Origin of the sequence: Flavobacterium sp. RSB2_4_14, from assembly GCF_051547085.1 — a bacterium.
Taxonomy (GTDB): Bacteria; Bacteroidota; Bacteroidia; order Flavobacteriales; family Flavobacteriaceae; genus Flavobacterium.
Genome location: NZ_JBPTTL010000001.1, coordinates 763,213 through 780,573, shown reverse-complemented (window position 1 = coordinate 780,573; position 17,361 = coordinate 763,213). Strand labels below are relative to the sequence as shown.

Annotated in this window: 19 protein-coding genes and 1 tRNA gene; 18 read left to right on the top strand and 2 right to left on the bottom strand. The window is 35.3% G+C overall.

Features of this window, described 5'->3' with window-relative positions; all coding sequences use genetic code 11:
* Positions 1–209 precede the first annotated feature (209 nt).
* The 18 genes from ACSVH2_RS03565 (at position 210) to ACSVH2_RS03480 (ending at position 15,814) form a co-directional block, all read left to right on the top strand.
* Positions 210–410, top strand: coding sequence for a cold-shock protein (locus ACSVH2_RS03565; RefSeq protein ID WP_293872363.1), 201 nt, complete (start codon positions 210–212; stop codon positions 408–410).
* 204 nt (positions 411–614) lie between these two features.
* The gene (locus ACSVH2_RS03560; protein WP_438091781.1) at positions 615–980 is read left to right on the top strand and encodes an NADH-quinone oxidoreductase subunit A; all 366 of its coding nucleotides are present in this window, start codon (positions 615–617) and stop codon (positions 978–980) included.
* A gap of 12 nt (positions 981–992) precedes the next feature.
* The gene (locus ACSVH2_RS03555; protein ID WP_438091780.1) at positions 993–1,538 is read left to right on the top strand and encodes an NADH-quinone oxidoreductase subunit B; all 546 of its coding nucleotides are present in this window, start codon (positions 993–995) and stop codon (positions 1,536–1,538) included.
* 1 nt (position 1,539) lies between these two features.
* Positions 1,540–2,061 carry an NADH-quinone oxidoreductase subunit C gene (locus ACSVH2_RS03550; RefSeq protein WP_438091779.1) on the top strand — a complete coding sequence of 174 codons (522 nt, stop codon included), beginning with the start codon at positions 1,540–1,542 and terminating at the stop codon, positions 2,059–2,061.
* A 24-nt stretch (positions 2,062–2,085) separates the two neighbouring features.
* Positions 2,086–3,321: an NADH-quinone oxidoreductase subunit D gene (locus ACSVH2_RS03545; RefSeq protein ID WP_438091778.1), complete on the top strand. Its 1,236-nt coding sequence runs from the start codon at positions 2,086–2,088 to the stop codon at positions 3,319–3,321.
* A 5-nt stretch (positions 3,322–3,326) separates the two neighbouring features.
* Positions 3,327–3,857, top strand: coding sequence for a complex I 24 kDa subunit family protein (locus ACSVH2_RS03540; RefSeq protein WP_438091777.1), 531 nt, complete (start codon positions 3,327–3,329; stop codon positions 3,855–3,857).
* A 4-nt stretch (positions 3,858–3,861) separates the two neighbouring features.
* Positions 3,862–5,229: an NADH-quinone oxidoreductase subunit NuoF gene (nuoF, locus tag ACSVH2_RS03535; RefSeq protein WP_438091776.1), complete on the top strand. Its 1,368-nt coding sequence runs from the start codon at positions 3,862–3,864 to the stop codon at positions 5,227–5,229.
* A 9-nt stretch (positions 5,230–5,238) separates the two neighbouring features.
* Positions 5,239–5,778, top strand: a complete 540-nt coding sequence (locus ACSVH2_RS03530; RefSeq protein WP_438091775.1) for a hypothetical protein — start codon at positions 5,239–5,241, stop codon at positions 5,776–5,778.
* A gap of 27 nt (positions 5,779–5,805) precedes the next feature.
* Entirely contained in the window at positions 5,806–6,855 is a 1,050-nt protein-coding gene (locus tag ACSVH2_RS03525; RefSeq protein WP_438091774.1) for a 2Fe-2S iron-sulfur cluster-binding protein, read from the top strand.
* Entirely contained in the window at positions 6,848–7,879 is a 1,032-nt protein-coding gene (gene nuoH / locus ACSVH2_RS03520) for an NADH-quinone oxidoreductase subunit NuoH (protein WP_438091773.1), read from the top strand. The genes ACSVH2_RS03525 and nuoH overlap by 8 nt, the downstream gene beginning before the upstream one ends.
* A gap of 11 nt (positions 7,880–7,890) precedes the next feature.
* Complete coding sequence (locus ACSVH2_RS03515) at positions 7,891–8,442, top strand: NuoI/complex I 23 kDa subunit family protein (RefSeq protein ID WP_438091772.1); 552 nt, start codon at positions 7,891–7,893, stop codon at positions 8,440–8,442.
* Positions 8,442–8,957 carry an NADH-quinone oxidoreductase subunit J family protein gene (locus ACSVH2_RS03510; RefSeq protein WP_438091771.1) on the top strand — a complete coding sequence of 172 codons (516 nt, stop codon included), beginning with the start codon at positions 8,442–8,444 and terminating at the stop codon, positions 8,955–8,957. The genes ACSVH2_RS03515 and ACSVH2_RS03510 overlap by 1 nt, the downstream gene beginning before the upstream one ends.
* Positions 8,957–9,277, top strand: a complete 321-nt coding sequence (nuoK, locus tag ACSVH2_RS03505) for an NADH-quinone oxidoreductase subunit NuoK (protein WP_131474937.1) — start codon at positions 8,957–8,959, stop codon at positions 9,275–9,277. Before ACSVH2_RS03510 ends, nuoK begins: the two co-directional genes overlap by 1 nt.
* Positions 9,278–9,283: 6 nt before the next feature.
* A complete protein-coding gene (gene nuoL, locus ACSVH2_RS03500) occupies positions 9,284–11,170 on the top strand; it encodes an NADH-quinone oxidoreductase subunit L (RefSeq protein ID WP_438091770.1) in 1,887 nt (628 codons plus the stop codon).
* A gap of 10 nt (positions 11,171–11,180) precedes the next feature.
* Positions 11,181–12,617 carry a complex I subunit 4 family protein gene (locus ACSVH2_RS03495; RefSeq protein ID WP_438091769.1) on the top strand — a complete coding sequence of 479 codons (1,437 nt, stop codon included), beginning with the start codon at positions 11,181–11,183 and terminating at the stop codon, positions 12,615–12,617.
* Positions 12,618–12,626: 9 nt separating this feature from the next.
* Positions 12,627–13,997, top strand: coding sequence for an NADH-quinone oxidoreductase subunit N (locus tag ACSVH2_RS03490; RefSeq protein WP_438091768.1), 1,371 nt, complete (start codon positions 12,627–12,629; stop codon positions 13,995–13,997).
* A gap of 126 nt (positions 13,998–14,123) precedes the next feature.
* Positions 14,124–15,389, top strand: coding sequence for a Y-family DNA polymerase (locus ACSVH2_RS03485; protein WP_438091767.1), 1,266 nt, complete (start codon positions 14,124–14,126; stop codon positions 15,387–15,389).
* Positions 15,380–15,814 carry a LexA family protein gene (locus ACSVH2_RS03480; RefSeq protein WP_438091766.1) on the top strand — a complete coding sequence of 145 codons (435 nt, stop codon included), beginning with the start codon at positions 15,380–15,382 and terminating at the stop codon, positions 15,812–15,814. The genes ACSVH2_RS03485 and ACSVH2_RS03480 overlap by 10 nt, the downstream gene beginning before the upstream one ends.
* 42 nt (positions 15,815–15,856) lie before the next feature.
* Here ACSVH2_RS03480 and ACSVH2_RS03475 read toward each other — a convergent pair.
* A tRNA-Asn gene (locus tag ACSVH2_RS03475) sits at positions 15,857–15,930 on the bottom strand.
* Between the two features lie 83 nt (positions 15,931–16,013).
* Entirely contained in the window at positions 16,014–17,360 is a 1,347-nt protein-coding gene (rseP, locus tag ACSVH2_RS03470; protein WP_438091765.1) for an RIP metalloprotease RseP, read from the bottom strand.
* Position 17,361 lies beyond the last annotated feature (1 nt).

Below are 17,361 nucleotides of genomic sequence, written 5' to 3'. Positions count from 1 at the left end.
TCGCATTTTAACAGAAAGCAATTATTTAAAAGTTCATAAATAATGTCCTTTTTTGTATTTATTTTTACAATAATTCAAATATTGTCTTGAAAATCATTTATTTATAATCTTAATTTCTGATTATAATTTTAATTATTTAAATGATTTTTGTTTGCCATGTCAGAAATAAGTATATCTTTGACCATTATTAATTATTTTTATATTATAAAATGCGCACAGGAACAGTAAAATTTTTCAACGAGTCTAAAGGTTATGGTTTTATCACAGATGATGAAACTGGAAAAGACATTTTCGTACATGCTACCGGAGTTAAAACTGAAAATTTAGCAGAAGGAGACAAAGTATCTTACGAAGAAGAAGAAGGTAGAAAAGGTAAAGTAGCAGCTCAAGTAGTAGCTATCGAAGACTAATATATATTATTTTTTGATTACCTAGATTAACTAAACGTCTCGATTTATCGGGACGTTTTTTTATGTTTATATTTTATTATTTAGAATTATTTTAAATAATCTTTTTTAAGAAGTAAATAACAAACGTTTAGCGTTTGATTTTTGCGAATTAAATAATGCGATGTATATTTGTGCCTATTTATATTACTCTTAATTTTCAGCATTATGCAGTCTAATCAATTAGATTATTTACCGATACTTATGCAAGCTGGTTTAGCCGTGGGCTTTGTTGTGTTAACTATCATTGGATCAAGCTTTTTAGGACCAAAAAGACACTCGGCCAGCAAAGATAAAAACTTCGAATGTGGTATAGAATCTGTCGGAAATGCAAGAATACCTTTTTCGGTTAAGTATTTCTTAGTGGCTATCCTATTTGTGCTTTTTGATGTGGAAGTAATTTTCCTTTATCCTTGGGCGATTAATTTTAAAGCTCTAGGATTTGAAGGAATGATTAAGATGGTTATTTTTATGATGTTACTTTTAGTTGGTTTCTTCTATATTATTAAGAAGAAAGCACTAGAATGGGAATAAAAAACAATTGCTATGAGTGAAACAAAAACAAATATGGTTGCTCCACCAGAAGGAGTTGTTGGTGAAGGTTTTTTTGCCACTAAATTAAATGACGTAGTTGGATTGGCACGTGCTAATTCACTTTGGCCTTTGCCTTTCGCAACTTCTTGTTGCGGAATTGAATTTATGGCTACAATGGCATCTCACTATGATTTAGCTCGCTTCGGTTCAGAAAGAGTGAGTTTTTCTCCACGTCAAGCAGATATGTTAATGGTAATGGGAACAATTTCAAAAAAAATGGCGCCAATTTTACGTCAAGTTTACGAACAAATGTCTGAACCTAGATGGGTAATTGCTGTCGGCGCATGTGCTTCATCTGGAGGTGTTTTTGATACTTATTCTGTTTTACAAGGAATTGACAAAGTTATACCTGTTGATGTTTATGTTCCTGGTTGTCCTCCAAGACCTGAGCAAATTGTTGACGGCGTTATGCGATTACAAGAATTGGTGAAAAACGAATCTGTCCGCAGAAGAAATTCTCCAGAATATAAAGAATTATTAGCTTCATATAATCTATAATATGGCTTTAGAAACAGCAATTATACAAGAAAAATTAACTCAAAAATTTGGTAATAAAGTACTGAATTTTGGGATGAGTAGAGATGTTTTTTCTTTTGAAGCTACTCCAGATGCCATTCACGAAGTCATTAGAACTTTGAAAGTGGACGAAGAATTTAACTTCCATTTTCTAACTGATTTATGTGGCATTCATTATCCAGACAATGATGAAAATCACCAATATGCAGTCGTATACCACATGCACAATTGGGTTGAAAATGTCAGAATCAGAATAACCACTTATTTAGTAGGTGAAAAACCTGAAGTGAATACCATCACAGATTTATTTCTAACTTCTAATTGGATGGAAAGAGAGACTTGGGATTTTTATGGAATAAATTTCATAGGACATCCACAATTGAAAAGAATTTTAAATATGGACGAAATGGTGTCTCACCCAATGCGAAAAGAATTTCCAATGGAAGACAGTGGAAGAACCGATAAAGACGATCGTTTCTTTGGAAGAACGGCACAAAAGTTATAAACATCAATAATTCAACATTATAAAATGTCAGACTTATTATTATTACCAGAGCATCGATATGCCAAAATTATTGAACAAACGCGCAACGAGGACGGTAGCGAACTTTCAATATTAAATCTTGGTCCAACACATCCAGCAACACACGGTATTTTTCAAAATATCTTGCTAATGGACGGAGAAAGAATCTTAGATGCCGAACCAACAATAGGATATATTCATCGTGCTTTCGAAAAAATAGCAGAAAACAGACCTTTCTATCAAGTAAATGTTTTAACAGACAGAATGAACTACTGTTCTTCTCCTATAAACAACATGGCTTGGTGGATGACTGTTGAAAAATTATTAGAAATTGAAGTGCCTAAACGAGCTCAATATTTAAGAGTTATCGTTATGGAATTAGCTCGTATAACAGACCATTTAATCTGTAATTCAATATTAGGAGTTGACACTGGTGCTTACACAGGTTTCCTTTACGTATTCCAATTCAGAGAAAAAGTTTACGAAATCTATGAAGAAATTTGTGGTGCTCGTTTAACAACAAACATGGGAAGAATTGGTGGTTTCGAAAGAGAATGGTCTCCAAAAGCATTTGAACTGCTAAACACTTTCCTAGAAGAATTTCCAGTTGCTTGGAAAGAATTTGAAAACCTTTTTGAAAGAAACAGAATTTTTATTGATAGAACCGTAAATGTAGGCCCAATATCCGCTGAAAATGCTATGGCTTATGGTTTTACAGGTCCGAATCTTCGTGCAGCAGGAATTGATTATGATGTTCGTGTTGCCCAACCTTATTCTTCCTATGAAGATTTTGATTTTATCGTTCCAGTTGGAAAATCAGGTGATACTTATGACCGTTTTTGCGTTCGTAATGCCGAAGTTTGGGAAAGTTTAAGTATTATCCGTCAAGCATTAGCAAAATTACCAGAAGGTCCAATTCATGCTGATGTTCCCGATTATTATTTACCTCCAAAAGAAGACGTTTATAATAACATGGAAAGCTTGATTTATCACTTTAAAATTGTGATGGGCGAAGTTCCAGTTCCAGTTGCCGAAATTTATCATGCAGTAGAAGGTGGAAATGGAGAATTAGGATTTTATTTAGTTACTGACGGTAGTAGAACACCATACCGTTTGCATTTCAGAAGACCTTGTTTTATTTATTACCAAGCTTATCCAGAAATGATAAAAGGTGCCATGCTTTCAGATGCTATTGTAATATTATCAAGTTTAAATGTAATTGCCGGCGAATTAGACGCTTAATAATTATGGAAAGATCACACATCAAACAAGAGATAAACATTACTGAACCGTTGATGGCTCGCATCAATGAGTTAATCAGTCATTATCCAGCAGATAAAAAGAAATCGGCTTTATTGCCTGTTCTACACGAAGTTCAAGATGCTCACAACGACTGGTTGAGTATTGAATTACAAAACAAAGTAGCCGAAATTCTAGAAATTTTACCAATTGAAGTGTATGAAGTAGTTACTTTTTATACCATGTTCAACCAAAGACCAATTGGGAAATACATGTTCGAATTTTGTCAAACCGCAGCTTGTTGTCAAAACGGCGTAGAGGATTTGATGGATTACACCTGTTCTAAACTTGGTGTAAAAGTAGGTGAACCAACAGCCGACGGACTTTTTGAAGTTCGTGGCGTAGAATGTTTAGGCGCTTGTGGTTATGCGCCAATGATGCAGTTAGGTGATTTCTATCAAGAGCATTTGACAAAAGAAAAAGTAGATCAGCTTATCGCTGATTGCAAAGACGGAAAAATCACTTTACACGATAAATAATATCATGGGAAGAAAAATATTATTAGACAAAATCAACGTTCCGGGTATCAAAACCTATGAAGTTTATCGTCGTGAAGGCGGTTATGCTTCGGTAGAAAAAGCCCTAAAAAAAATGACCCCAGATGAAGTGGTTGAAGAAGTAAAAACTTCAGGATTACGTGGTCGTGGAGGTGCAGGTTTCCCTGCCGGAATGAAATGGAGTTTTATCGACAAAAAATCGGGCAATCCAAGACACTTGGTATGCAACGCCGATGAGTCGGAACCGGGAACTTTCAAAGACCGTTACTTAATGGAATACATTCCTCACTTATTAATAGAAGGAATGATTACGTCGAGTTATGCTTTGGGTGCCAACCTATCCTATATCTACATTCGTGGAGAATACATGTGGGTTTACAAAATTTTAGAAAGAGCCATCGCCGAAGCGAAAGCTGCCGGTTGGTTGGGCAAAAATATATTAGGCTCAGGTTACGATTTGGAATTATACGTTCAAATTGGTGGCGGAGCTTATATCTGTGGAGAAGAAACGGCACTTATCGAAAGTTTAGAAGGAAAACGTGGTAATCCAAGATTGAAACCACCATTTCCTGCTGTGAAAGGACTTTGGCAAAATCCAACCGTAGTAAACAATGTGGAAACGATTGCGGCTGTGCCATGGATTGTAAACAATTCAGGTGCAGATTATGCAGGAATTGGAATTGGTCGTTCAACAGGAACCAAATTAATTTCGGCTTCCGGTAACATCAAAAACCAAGGCGTTTACGAAATTGAATTAGGCGTTTCAGTATATGAATTTATGAATTCTGATGAATATTGTGGCGGAATGCAAACAGATAGACCATTAAAAGCATTAGTTCCTGGAGGAAGTTCGGTGCCAATTTTACCAGCTAATTTAATTTACAAAACTGCTGCAGGTGAAGACCGTTTGATGACTTACGAAAGTTTATCTGATGGCGGATTTGCAACCGGTTCTATGTTAGGTTCAGGTGGATTTATCGTGTATGACGACAGAGCTTGTATCGTTCGCAATACATGGAATTTTGCGCGTTTCTATCACCATGAAAGTTGTGGACAATGTACTCCATGTCGAGAAGGAACAGGTTGGTTAGAAAAAGTATTGTGGAGAATAGAAAACGGACAAGGAAGAGAAGAAGATATTGATTTGTTGTGGAGCATTCAATCAAAAATTGAAGGAAACACAATTTGTCCATTAGGTGATGCCGCTTCATGGCCAGTGGCAGCTGCAATTCGTCACTTCAGAGATGAATTTGAATATCATATTCGTTTCCCTGAAAAAATAAAAAATAGAGATCACTTTGTGAATGAGCCATTTGAAAAAGTGAAGCATTTAATAGCAAAGCAGACTGTATAAATGAAGTTATTGTCAACAATATTGTTATTTACCTTATTTGCACAAGCTCAGAAGTTTGACGGATATGTAGTAACCAATACAAATGACACTATACATTGTAAGTATTATATCGGAACCCATTCTAGTGATGAAAAAATACCTTACCCATCAACAGTTTGTAAAAAAGTTAAAATATTGACTAATAAAGGTGAGGAAATGGCTTTCAAACCTTCACAACTAAAATCCTTTTTCATTAAAGGCACCAAGGATTGTGATTTAAAATTTGTAAGCCTGAAAGAAGATGATGATCAGTTTTATCATGAGCTAATAACTGGTAAATTATCTTTGTACAAAATATATTTTACATCGTATGGTAATGAGTTTTCTAACGGTGTAATATTAAAAGATGAGAAGCTTTATAAAATTGCCGGATTTGGCACAAGAAAAAAATTTGGAGAACTAATAAAGGATTATCCTGAGTTATACAATAAGTGGATGAATTCAGAAGATTATAAATTAAATCAGTTCCAAGAGCTTGTTAGCTTATATAACGAACATTTTAAAAATTAAAAAAGAGATCTTTCTAAAAATATAAATATGAAAGTAACCATAGACGGTCAAGAAATTGAAGTAGCTCCAGGAACAACAATCCTACAAGCTGCGCGAATGATTGGTGGAGAATCTGTTCCGCCAGCCATGTGTTATTATTCTAAACTAGAAGGAACAGGCGGAAAATGCCGCTGCTGTTTAGTGGATGTTACCAAAGGTAGCGAAGCTGATCCAAGACCAATGCCAAAATTGGTAGCATCATGTGTAACAGGTTGTCAAGATGGAATGGAAGTTGCCAGCAAAGGTTCGGACAGAGTTTTTGAAGCCAGAAAAGCCGTAACAGAATTCCTTTTAATCAATCATCCGTTGGATTGTCCTGTTTGTGACCAAGCTGGCGAATGTGATTTGCAAAATTTAAGTTTTGAACACGGAAAATTGCAACAACGTTTCATAGAAGAAAAAAGAACTTTTGAGCCAGAAGATATTGGCGACAAAATTCAATTGCACATGAATCGTTGTATTGTTTGTCAACGTTGTGTGGAAGTGGCCGATCAATTGACGGACAAAAGAGTTCACGGTGTACTAAATCGTGGAGATCATTCGCAAATTTCAACATGTATTTCGGCAGCCATCGACAATGAATTCTCAGGAAACATGATTGATGTTTGTCCAGTAGGAGCTTTAACCGATAAAACATTCCGTTTTAAATCAAGAGTTTGGTTTAATAAACCGTTTAATGCTCACAGAGATTGTGACAAATGTTGCGGAAAAACTACCGTTTGGATGTTTGGTGACGAAATTCAAAGAGTAACTGCTCGCAAAGATGAGTATCACGAAGTAGAAGAATTTATTTGTAATACGTGTCGTTTTGACAAAAAAGAAGTTTCAGATTGGGTAATTGAAGGCCCAAGAAAATTTGAAAAAGATTCTGTTATTAATCAAGGGAAATACTATGGTAAAAGAGATACTGTGGTTATCAATACTGAAAAAGGAATTCTTCAAGGTAGAGATATTGATCGTAAAAAAATCAGTATGGCCGAAATAGATTACAACGAAAAAATTGACGGTAACCCAGTAAATTCTAAGCTAAATGGATAGTGCTTTTATTATAGAAAAGAGCGTTTTGATTGTGGTTGTTTTTGCCGTAACAATGTTAATGGCAATGTATTCTACTTGGGCAGAACGAAAAGTAGCGGCTTTTCTCCAAGACAGAGTTGGACCAAATCGTGCAGGTTGGGGTGGATTATTACAACCACTTGCCGATGGAATGAAATTATTTGCCAAGGAGGAATTTGAACCTAATACCAAAAATAAATTCTTATTCTTTTTAGGACCAGCCATCGCTATGAGTGCAGCTTTAATGACAAGTGCTGTAATTCCTTGGGGCGACAAATTAGAAATTTTTGGAAGGACAATTAAACTTCAAGCAACAGATACTGACAGTGCTTTGCTTTATATTTTTGCAGTAGTTTCTATTGGAGTTTATGGGATAATGATTGGCGGTTGGGCATCAAACAATAAGTTCTCCTTAATGGGTGCTGTTCGTGCCGCTTCGCAAATGGTTTCTTATGAAATTGCCATGGGATTATCGATGATTGCCTTGTTGATGATGACTGGAACCTTAAGTTTAAAAGAAATTTCGGTGCAACAATATGGTTTTCATTGGAATGTTTTTTATCAGCCATTATCTTTTTTAATATTTTTGATTTGTGCTTTTGCAGAAGCTAATAGAACTCCGTTCGATTTAGCAGAATGTGAATCAGAATTAATTGGAGGTTACCATACCGAATATTCATCCATGAAAATGGGATTTTATTTATTTGCAGAATATGCTAATATGTTTATTTCCTCTACCATTATTGCTGTTTTATTCTTTGGTGGATACAATTATCCAGGAATGGGTTGGGCAGTTGAAAATTGGGGCGTTAACATTGCTAATATAATAGGAATTGGTGCTTTATTTGCCAAACTGTGTTCCGTCATATTCTTCTTTATGTGGATTAGATGGACAATACCACGTTTCAGATACGACCAATTAATGAATTTAGGTTGGAAAATTTTAATTCCGCTTTCAATCTTTAATATTATAGTAACAGGAATTTGCATTTTAGCTTTTAAATAACAAAAGAAATTATGTCCGCACCGATACAAAGTATATCATTATCAGGTAAAAAGAAGCAGGTTTCCAATAAGGAAATGACTTTTTTTGAAAGAATGTACCTTATTGCCATCGTGAAAGGTTTATTGATTACCATTAAACACTTTTTTAGAAAAAAGGCAACCATACAATATCCCGAGCAAGTAAGAGAATTTAGTCCCGTTTATCGTGGACAACATATGCTGAAGCGCGATGAGCTAGGTCGCGAAAACTGTACGGCTTGTGGTTTATGTGCCTTATCATGTCCAGCAGAAGCCATTACTATGAAAGCTGAGGAAAGAAAAAAAGGCGAAGAACATTTGTATCGTGAAGAAAAATATGCTTCTATTTACGAAATCAATATGCTGCGTTGTATTTTTTGTGGTTTATGTGAAGAAGCTTGTCCAAAAGATGCCATTTACTTAACTATTTCAAAGGAATTAGTACCTGCGAATTATGATCGTGAAGATTTCATTTTTGGAAAAGATAAATTGGTTATGCCTTTAGATATGGCTATGAAAAACGCTCAACTTAAAAACGTTAACTAATGTCGCCAATATTAATTACATTCTATTTTCTAGCTGCCATAACTTTGGCAACGGCTTTTTTGACGATTTACAGTAAAAACCCAATTCATAGTGCGATTTATTTAGTCCTTTGTTTCTTTTCCATCTCTGGTCATTACTTGCTTTTCAACGCGCAGTTTTTGGCTATGGTTCATATTATAGTGTATTCGGGTGCCATCATGGTGCTATTCCTTTTTACTATCATGTTGATGAATTTAAATAAGGAAGATGAAGTACACAAGCCACGAATTACAAGACTTGGAGCTATTGTTGTATTTATTTTAACTACAATTATTTTGGTAACGATTTTCATCAATTCAAAAACCATTATGGGTGAATATGATACCACTGGTGAAGATTTTCAATCTATCAAAAAATTGGGAACTGTATTATTGAACGAATATATGGTACCATTTGAATTTGCTTCTATTCTATTGTTAGTCGCTATGATTGGAGTGGTTTTATTGTCTAAAAAAGAAAAAACGGAGAAGAAATAATGAACAATATTTTAAATGAAATAGGAATAGAAAACTACATTTTCCTTTCGGTACTGCTTTTCTGTATTGGTGTTTTTGGCGTGTTGTATCGTCGAAATGCTATCATCGTATTCATGTCAATTGAAATTATGTTGAATGCCGTAAACTTATTATTTGTGGCTTTTTCAACCTATCATCAAGATGCCGAAGGTCAAGTATTCGTATTTTTCTCGATGGCTGTTGCTGCAGCGGAAGTTGCGGTAGGATTGGCAATTCTAGTTTCTGTTTTCCGAAACTTAGGTTCCATTGATATTGATAATTTAAAGAATTTAAAAGGATAATTGAAAATGGATACAAACTTGGCTTTACTATTATTACTATCTCCATTTGTTGGATTTCTTTTCAATATTTTCCTTGGGAAAAAAGTAAGTAAAGGAATTTCTGGTGCAATTGGAACATTGACCGTTTTTCTATCTTTTCTATTAAGCATTTGCTTTTTTGCACAGTTAAATCAAAATGGAAAACCTATTGAAATAACACTTTTTGATTGGATACAGGTTAGTAATCTCAAATTAGATTTTGGGATTTTGTTAGACCAGTTGTCTTTGATTTGGTTGCTATTTGTTACCGGAATTGGTTCGTTAATTCACCTTTATTCCATCAGCTATATGCATGATGACGAGAATATGCATAAATTTTTTGCCTATTTGAACTTGTTCGTTTTCTTTATGATTACGCTAGTAATAGGAAGCAACTTAGTAGTCATGTTCATCGGTTGGGAAGGCGTTGGATTGTGCTCGTATTTGTTAATCGGATTTTGGTATAAAAATCAAGAGTATAACGATGCGGCGAAGAAAGCGTTTATCATGAACAGAATTGGAGATTTAGGTTTCTTAATCGGAATGTTTATTATAGCCGCTTTATTTTCTACCTTAAACTTCACCGAATTAAAAACAGCCGTTTCTTCTGGAAATGAAAATACAGTTATGCTTGGCGTAGCTGCTTTATGTATGTTTATTGGAGCAACCGGAAAATCGGCACAATTACCTTTATACACTTGGTTACCTGACGCGATGGCTGGACCAACTCCTGTTTCGGCATTAATTCACGCTGCGACTATGGTTACCGCTGGTATTTTTATGATTACACGAATGAACTTCTTGTTTGATATAACACCAGATGTTCAAAATATTATTGCTATAGTTGGTGCAATTACTGCACTAGTTGCGGCATCAATTGGTTTACTACAAAACGATATTAAAAAAGTATTGGCCTACTCTACCGTTTCTCAATTAGGCCTAATGTTCTTGGCCTTAGGACTTGGCGCATACACTGTAGCGGTATTCCACGTAATTACACATGCTTTCTTCAAAGCGTGTTTGTTCTTAGGTTCGGGTTCCGTAATTCACGGATTGCATGGAGAACAAGATATGCGAAAAATGGGTGGTTTACGCAAAGCAATGCCTATCACTTTCTGGACCATGATGATTTCTACTTTAGCAATTGCTGGAATATTTCCTTTTGCAGGATTTTGGTCAAAAGACGAGATTTTAATGGTGGCATTTGAACATAATAAAGTTTTATGGGCAGTCGCTTCGATAGCTTCTATCATGACCGCTTTTTATATGTTTCGATTGATGTATTTAACTTTCTTCAGAGATTTTAGAGGAACAGAAGAGCAAAAACATCACTTACACGAAAGTCCAAGTTTAATTACTATTCCATTAGTAATTTTAGCCATTTTAGCATTTATTGGTGGAGCAATCAATTTGCCTGGAAGTATGTGGTTGAATCATTTCATGGAACCAATTTTATCAGGAAAGCACGAAGCACACCATTTAGGAACTCAAGAATATATGCTAATGGGAATTGCTTTAGCAGGAGCTATTATTGGTATTATTTGGGCGAATGCCAAATATATCAAACAAGCTTTTGTGCCAAAAGGAGACTCAGAAATCGTTGGATTTAACAAAACGATATACAATAAATATTATGTGGACGAATTTTATACTTTCCTAATTGTAAAACCTATCAACAGTTTGGCTAATTTCTTCCGAACAACTTTAGAACCGGCTTTAGGTAAAGTTGTTTTCAGTTTGGGAACAGCCGCAAACGGATTGGGAACACAAGGAAAGAAATTACAAAACGGGAATATCGGTTTATACCTTTTTGCCTTTGTCATCGGAGTTTGCGCCATCATTACCTATTTATTCATAACTCATATTCCACAATAATTTTTACATAATGGATGTAACTACTATATTATTATTACTTCTCGTTGGTTCTATTGCCACGTTTATTGCAGGAGATAAATTAGCTTCCAAAGTAGCGTTGCTATTCAGTTTAGGTGCTTTAGGTTTGTCATTATATTTATTGAACCTATTAAATCAAGGAACAGACATCAGCTTCATGGGGAATTGGATTGACAATCCAAAAGTAGCCTTAGCTTTTAAAGCTGACGGATTATCGATGGTGATGGTTTTATTGACCACAGCTTTAACGCCGTTAATTATTTTTTCTTCATTTGGAAATAGTTTTGCTAACAGTAAAAATTTCTATGCTTTAGTTTTATTCATGGCCTTTGCCATGACAGGAACTTTCCTAGCCGCTGATGGATTATTATATTATATTTTCTGGGAATTGGCTTTAATTCCAATTTACTTTATTGCTTTAATTTGGGGTAACGGCGATGCAGAAGAACGTAAAAAAGCGGTTTTGAAATTCTTCATCTACACCCTTGGAGGTTCACTTTTCATGCTTATCGCTTTTGCTTATTTATACTCAAAAGCTGGAAGCTTCCTTTTAGAAGACTTATACAAATTAGACTTAACTGCAAATGAAGAATGCTGGATTTTCTTTGCCTTCTTCTTGGCTTACGCAATTAAAATTCCAATCATTCCTTTTCATACTTGGCAAGCAAAAGTGTACCAAAAAGCACCAACTGTTGGAACCATGCTTCTATCAGGTATTATGCTAAAAATGGGATTGTACAGTGTTATCCGTTGGCAATTGCCTATCGCACCAAGCGCAGCTAAAACTTACATGCCGGTATTAATCGGATTAAGTATTGCTGGAGTAATTTATGGTTCAATCGTGGCTTTACGCCAAAAAGATTTAAAGAAATTATTAGCTTATTCATCCTTAGCACACGTTGGTTTAATCGCTGCAGGTTGTTACACTTTAACGCTTGACGGATTGAGTGGTGCAGTTTCACAAATGATTGCTCACGGTTTTGTAATCGTTGGATTGTTCTTTGCTGCTGAAATCATTTCAAGAAGATATGCTACTAACACTATTGCCGATATGGGTGGAATAAGAACTCAAACGCCAAGATTTACATCCATGTTTATGATTTTGGTATTAGCTTCTGTAGCTTTGCCTGGAACATTCAATTTTGTGGGAGAGTTTACTGTTTTATACAGTTTGAGCCAAGTCAATCTTTGGTTTGCTGTTTTAGGCGGAACCACTATTATTTTAGGAGCCTATTACATGTTAAAAATGTTCCAAAATGTAATGTTAGGCGAAACAAATACTAAAGTTTTTGCAGACGTTACCACTAATGAAGCCATTACATTCATCATTATAATTGCCTTTTTATTATTCTTCGGATTGTATCCAAAACCAATTGTGGATTTGGTAACACCAAGTTTAAAAGAAATTTTAACAACTATTAATAACTAAGTCCTACCAATGAATACATTAATTGCCATATCAGGTTTAGGTGTTTTTTGCCTTATCGCTGAAATCTTTAATTTAAGAAAGCTGTTAGTTCCGGTTGCGATACTTGGTTTATTAGCCATTCTTGGCCTTACGGTTTCCGAATTCAATTCACCTGCTGCTTACTACAACAACATGATTGTAGTAGATAAATTTTCGGTAGCGTTCTCTAGCTTGTTCATCGTTTTGACTATTTTTTTGGTGGCCTTGAGTGGCGATTTCTATAAAGAGCATCAAACAAAGTTATCCGATTTTATTGCTATCAAAATATTCCTTTTAGTTGGAGCAGTGGCTATGGTTTCTTTCGGAAACTTATCCATGTTCTTTCTTGGAATTGAAGTGTTATCTATTTCATTATACATCTTAGCTGCTAGTAGAAGATTAGATGTTAAAAGCAATGAAGCCGGAATGAAATATTTCTTATTAGGTTCATTTGCTTCTGGAATTCTATTGTTTGGAATTTGTTTAATATATGGTGCTACTGGTTATTTTGACATTGCCGAAATCAAAGATTTATCTTCTGGTGCTGGAATTCCAATTTGGTTTCCAATCGGTATTACATTAATGTCTATTGGAATGTTATTCAAAATTGCTGCTGCGCCTTTTCATTTTTGGGCTCCAGATGTTTATGAAGGTGCTCCAACAATGACAACGGCAACGATGAGTACGTTAGCAAAAGTAGTCGCTATGGCTTCTTTATATAAATTACTAAGTGGAATGACATCAGTCTTGATGCCAACATTTGAAATGGTAATTGTAGTAGTTTCTATCCTTTCCATGACTATTGGAAATATAATGGCGTTACGTCAAGAGAATGTGAAACGTATGTTGGCGTTCTCAGGAATATCTCATGCCGGATTTATGTTGATGGCGCTTTTAAGTTTGTCGGCTGCTGCTAGCACACTTTTATATTACACTGCTGCTTATGCCTTGGCAGGTATTGCTTCCTTTGCGGTAATCATTTATGTAACCCGTAACAAAAACAACGAAGACACCAGTAACTTCAATGGTTTAGGAAAAACCAATCCATTGATGGCGGCTATATTAACAGCATCATTATTATCTATGGCGGGAATTCCAATTTTTGCAGGTTTCTTTGCCAAGTTTATGTTGTTCAGTCAAGCAATCAAAGCAGGATTTTTATTTTTAGTGATTGTTGGGGTTATCAATTCTATCATTAGTGTTGGTTATTATTTCAAATTGATTTTGGCGATGTACACCAAAGAAGCTTCGGAAGAGAAACAGGCAGTCCCATTTGTGTATTACTTCGTAGCGGTTGTTGCTATTTTGTTAAACATCTTGATGGGAATTTATCCATCATTTGTGACCAATTTATTGAGTTAAAAAATTATTTGTCTAGACATACAGAAACCATCCCAATAAAATCGGGGTGGTTTTTTTGTTATCAACAATCCCTAAAATTAACTTTTGTTACTCAATAAATTATAGACTATTGTGTAATTTTATGCCATGTATGCTTTAGTCGATTGCAATAATTTTTACGCTTCCTGCGAACGTGTTTTTCAACCACAGTTGAATGGAAAACCCATTGTTATTTTATCCAATAACGATGGTTGTGTCATTTCGCGTAGTTATGAAGCCAAAGATTTAGGCATCACCATGGGCGCACCCGAATTTAAAATTCGAGAAGAATTAAAGCAAAAAAACATTCATGTTTTCTCATCCAATTATGCTTTGTATGGCGATTTGAGCAATAGGGTGATGAAGATTTTAGAAGGTTTCACGCCCAATGTGGAAGTGTATAGCATTGACGAGGCATTCTTGAATTTTAATGGAATGAAAATCAATGATTATCACGATTATGGACTGCAGATGAAACGTCGCGTGCAAAAATGGCTTGGCATTCCTATTTGCGTGGGTTTTGCAGAAACGAAAGCCTTATCCAAAGTAGCCAATAAAATCGCTAAGAAGTACCAAGAACGAACAGAAGGAGTATATATAATCGATAGTGAAGAGAAACGAATCAAAGCACTAAAATGGACTAAGATTGAAGATGTTTGGGGTATTGGTTTCCAGTTGACCAAAAAAATGAAAGACAAAAATATCCATACGGCTTATGATTTTACCTTACCACATAACGAAGCGTTTATCAAGACAACGATGGGTGTTGTGGGATTGCGATTAAAATATGAATTGGAAGGGAAATCAGTGTTGGAAATAGAAGAACCCAAAGACAAGAAAAACATTGCCGTTACCCGAAGTTTTAATGGAAATATAACCACACTTTCCGAAATGACGGAACGCGTTTCCACCTTTGCCACTGTTTGTTCCGAAAAACTTCGCAAACAAAAATCTTGTTGCTATGGTGTAATAGTTTATTTGCGAAAAGACAAATACAAAGTAGCTACACAACGCTATAATTTTTATAAAATGGAAACGCTTCCGTTTGCGAGTAATTCTTCTATAACAATAAGTGGCTTGGCAGTAAAAATGCTAAAATCGATGTTTGAAGAAGGCGAAATCTATAAAAAAGCAGGTGTAATCGTCACCCAAATTATTCCGGAAAACCAAAAACAATTTCAGCTGTTTGAAGAAGAAAACCCAAAGCATTTGAAACTGATGCAAGTGATTGATGATCATTTTAAAAAAACAGGCGAACGCAAAATACGATTGGGCAACCAAGACTTACAAAAAACTTGGAAAATGAAACAGAACCATTTATCACCTAGATATACAACCAATTTCAAACACTTACTCGAAATCAAATGTCAGTAAAAAACAACCTCACTTTTTATATTCCCGATGTCGAAAACACACGCGAACTACCCTATTTTCCAAGTGGAATAAAAGCAGGTTTTCCTTCACCCGCAGCCGATTTTGACGAAAGCAAAATAAGTCTCGACCGTGTATTGGTCAAAAACCACGAAGCTACTTTTTATGCCAAAGCCTCGGGAACTTCCATGATTGGTGCTGGTATAGACGATGGCGATATTATGATTATTGATAGAAGCTTGGAGCCAACAGACAACAAAATTGCCGTGTGTTGTATTGATGGGGAATTTACCGTAAAACGCATTGCTATCAAAAAAGACGGCGTATACCTATTACCCGAAAACAATGCTTTCCAACCCATAAAAATCACCGAAGACAATGAGTTGATTATTTGGGGCATTGTGACGTATGTGATAAAAGGTGTGTGAAAATAAAAAAACCTGACACTTTCGTATCAGGTTTTCTTTTTGCTCCCCCTCTTGGGCTCGAACCAAGGACCCTCTGATTAACAGTCAGATGCTCTAACCAACTGAGCTAAGGAGGAAGATATTGTATCTTTTAAGCGGTTGCAAAGATAGAGGGAATTTTATTTTTTGCAAATAAAATCGAATAAAATTTTAAAAAAAATTACTTCCCTACAATTGCTTTGTAAATATCATTCCCATTGGCAAACAGCAACAGTGAGATAAGTAAAACAAATCCAACCATCTGAGCTCTTTCCAAAAATTTATCGCTTGGCTTTTTACCAGAAATCATTTCATATAATAAAAACATCACGTGTCCACCGTCTAAAGCAGGAATAGGCAATAAATTCATCACCCCAAGCATAATAGATAACAAAGCGGTGATGTTCCAAAACACTTCCCAACTCCAACTGTCTGGGAAAACATTGTAAATCGCAGCAAAACCACCCACTCCTTTATAGGCTCCAGTATTTGGATTAAAAATCGCTTTTAATTGTTTCCAATATCCCGATAACTGATCAAATCCTTTTTGAATTCCAATTGGAAAAGATTCGAAGAAACCATAACTCTCTTTACTGAATTTATAATAACCCAGTTTCTCTAAGTTATCTTCTTTTAAAGCACCTAAACCAACGCCTAACTTTCCTTCGTTGTTTACTGTAAGCGTAACTTCTTTTTCTTCATTATTTCGAAGGACAACCGCTGTAGCTTTCTTGCCTTTGTTCACTTCTAAAAAAGCAGTAACCTCATCAATATATCGCATCGGTTTTCCTTCTATAGAAACTAAAATGTCTTTGGCTTTTAGTTGTTCTTTATTGGGAGAATCGTCTGCTAAAGCTCCCACAACAAATGGCATTCTTAATCCCAAAACATTTTTCTTATCAGCATCTATAAAATTACCAATAAAATTATCGGGTAATGTAATGGTCTCTTGTTGACCGTTTCTAATAACAGCTATTTTTTTGGCCGTTAATACTTCACCGCTTATGGCAGGAACAAAACGCTCTACTTTTTTACCATCAATAGAAACCAGTTTATCGCCTGTTTTTAAACCTGCTTTTTCAACCACAGGATTGGTTACCCATATTCCGTCTTTAATATTCTCGTTTTTGATGTAATAATCCCCGTAAACATAGGACATGCCAATATAAATAATAAAGGCCAAAATGAAATTTACCGTAACTCCACCAAGCATAATAATTAATCGTTGCCAAGTTGGCTTAGAACGAAATTCCCAAGGTTGTGCCGGCAAGGCCATTTGCTCCTTGTCCATGCTCTCGTCTATCATTCCCGATATTTTTACATAACCGCCCAATGGTAACCAACCAATACCATATTCGGTTTCGCCGATTTTCTTTTTCAGTAAGGAATATTTGATGTCAAAAAACAAATAGAATTTTTCTACTCTAGTTTTGAATATTTTGGCGGGAATAAAATGCCCCAATTCATGAAGTATAATAAGTATTGATAAACTCAATAAAAATTGAGATAATTTAATTACGATTTCCATA